The sequence below is a fragment of the Jatrophihabitans sp. genome (genome assembly GCF_051960575.1).
Classification (GTDB): Bacteria; Actinomycetota; Actinomycetes; order Mycobacteriales; family Jatrophihabitantaceae; genus JBQCEE01.
The window spans coordinates 1-2,443 of the sequence record NZ_JBQCEE010000055.1; the positions used below are offsets into that span (position 1 = coordinate 1).

General features: G+C 72.4%; 3 protein-coding genes. 1 reads left to right on the forward strand and 2 read right to left on the reverse strand.

The window, feature by feature from the left end; translation table 11 throughout:
• On the reverse strand, positions 1-830 hold an 830-nt coding region (locus ACTHMS_RS02655), incomplete at its 3' end, for a sigma-70 family RNA polymerase sigma factor (protein ID WP_440305128.1).
• Between the two features lie 322 nt (positions 831-1,152).
• Positions 1,153-1,926: a polyphosphate--glucose phosphotransferase gene (ppgK, locus tag ACTHMS_RS02660; RefSeq protein WP_440305130.1), complete on the reverse strand. Its 774-nt coding sequence runs from the start codon at positions 1,924-1,926 to the stop codon at positions 1,153-1,155.
• Positions 1,927-2,013: 87 nt separating this feature from the next.
• On the opposite strand from ppgK, the gene ACTHMS_RS02665 reads away from it, so the two are divergent.
• Positions 2,014-2,443, forward strand: a 430-nt coding sequence (locus ACTHMS_RS02665) for an inositol monophosphatase family protein (protein ID WP_440305129.1), incomplete at its 3' end; no start/stop codon positions are given.

Consider the following 2,443-nt stretch of genomic DNA (forward strand, 5'->3'; position numbering starts at 1 on the left):
ATGCGGATGGTGCGGGCCTGGTCGGCCATCGCGCGGGTGATCGCCTGGCGGATCCACCACGTGGCGTAGGTCGAGAACTTGTAGCCCTTGGTGTAGTCGAACTTCTCGACCGCACGGATCAGACCCAGGTTGCCCTCCTGGATCAGGTCGAGGAAGGCCATGCCGCGGCCGGTGTAGCGCTTGGCCAGCGAGACGACGAGACGGAGGTTCGCCTCGAGGAGGTGGTTCTTGGCCCGCTCGCCGTCGCGGACGATCCAACGGAGGTCGCGTCGCAGCTGGGTCGAGAGCTTCTCGTTCGACTCGTCGGCCTGCCGCAGCCGCTCGGCCGCGTAGAGCCCGGCCTCGATCCGCTTGGCGAGGTCGACCTCCTCCTCGGCGTTGAGCAGCGCGACCTTGCCGATCTGCTTGAGGTAGGCACGCACCGAGTCGGCCGAGGCGGTCATCTCGGCGTCCTTGCGGGCCTGCCGCAGCGCCTCCGACTCCTCCTCGTCGTCCCAGGTGAACTCCTCCTCGGACTCCTCGCCGGCAGCCGCGGCCGGTGCCGCGGCGGTCTCGTCGTCGGCGGTGACGTCCTCGACCGCGTCGGCGGCGAGGTCCTCGACCGCGATGTCCTCGAGCTCGACCTCCTCGACCTCGGCGCCGTCGGCCGCAGCGCCCGCGGCCTTCGTCGCCTTGGCCGGTGCCTTCGCCGAGGCCTTTCCGGTCTTGGCCGGTGCCTTCGCCGCCGTCTTCGCGGCCTTCGCTGCGCGGGCCGGCTTGGCCGCCGCGTCGGGGCTCTCGTCCGTCGCGACGGTGGCCGTCGCGCGGCGGGTCGTACTGGCGGCCGCCACGACCTTCTTCGCGGTGGACGCTGGGGTCAGCGCAGGGGTCGACGCCGAGGCCGACGAGTCTTGCTGCTCTGGAAGCACGGAGAACCTTTCACCCGACGGGCGCACGGAGCAAACACGTATGGACCGGTGGCACCCGCCGGGCCTCGATCGGACCACGCGGGCGCGCTAGGTGCGGGTCGCAGGCCGTCTGTTGGTCGGCTCAGAGTTCGAGTCCAGAACGTGCGCAGTGCCCTCGTGAGGCAGTGTACGACGCGAGCGGGCCTCGCGCCCCGACGAGTCGGTGCCGGCGGTGCGGAACGGGCGCGGACGGGGCGACCGGCCGTCAGCGGACGGGACGTTCGACCGGGCGCTCGACGGCCGCCATGGCCGCCCCGACGATGCCCGCGTTGTTCAGCAACTGGGCCGGACGCACGGGCGTGTCGAGCTCGAGCAGCGGCACCCACTTCTCGCTGTCCTTGCTCACGCCCCCGCCGACGACGAACAGGTCGGGCGTGAACAGCCGCTCGACGTGCCTCATGTAGTGCGACACCCGCTTGGCCCACTTGGAGTACGAGAGGCCCTCGTTGTCCTTCACCGAGGCGGCCGCCCGCTTCTCCGCGTCGTGCCCGTCGAGTTCGAGGTGACCGAACTCGGTGTTCGGCACCAGCCGGCCGTCGAGCAGCAGCGCACTGCCGATGCCGGTGCCGAAGGTCAGCAGGATGACCACGCCGGACACGCCACGCGCCGCGCCGAACCGGGCCTCGGCGACACCGGCGGCGTCGGCGTCGTTCAGCACGATGACCTCGGACGCGTTCACCGCGGCCGTGAAGGTGGCGTCGACGTCGGTGCCGATCCAGGACGGGTCGACGTTCGCCGCCGAGCGCGCCACGCCGTTCTTGATCACCGCAGGGAAGGTCGCGCCGACGTGCCCCGTCCAGCCCGCCCCCTCGACCAGCTGGGCCACGACCGCGGCGACCGCCTGCGGGGTCGAGGGCTGCGGCGTCGCGATGCGCACCCGCGGCGTCACGAGATCACCGGTGGCGGTGTCGACGATCGCGCCCTTGATGCCGCTGCCCCCGATGTCGATGCCGAAGGCCTGCTCGTCGATCGACGGCAGGGGCGGTGCTGGCTGCGTGGTCACGACCCTCCAGTCGACGGCCGGGGCGGTGCACGCAGCCTAGCGAGGACGTGATCGGATCGATGCATGGACGCCACTCCGCAGCGCCTGCGCGACCTCGCCGCCGTGCTCGCGACCGGTGCCGGCCGGCTCGTCCGCGACGCGCGGCGCGACGCCCACGGCCTCGACGTCGCGGTGAAGAGCACCAGCACCGACCTGGTGACCCAGGTCGACCGGGCGAGCGAGCAGTGGCTGCGCGACCGGCTCGCCGAGCTGCGTCCGGACGACGCGGTGCTGGGGGAGGAGGGCGACGACCGGGCCGGCACGAGCGGCGTGCGCTGGGTGGTCGACCCGATCGACGGCACGGTGAACTTCGTCCTCGGGCTGCCGCAGTACGCGGTGTCGGTGGCGGCCGAGCAGGACGGTGTCGTCGTCGCGGGCGCCGTCCACAACCCGGAGACCGACGAGCTGTTCACCGCCGCGCTCGGCGGGGGGGGGTTACTCGGCGACCGGCGGC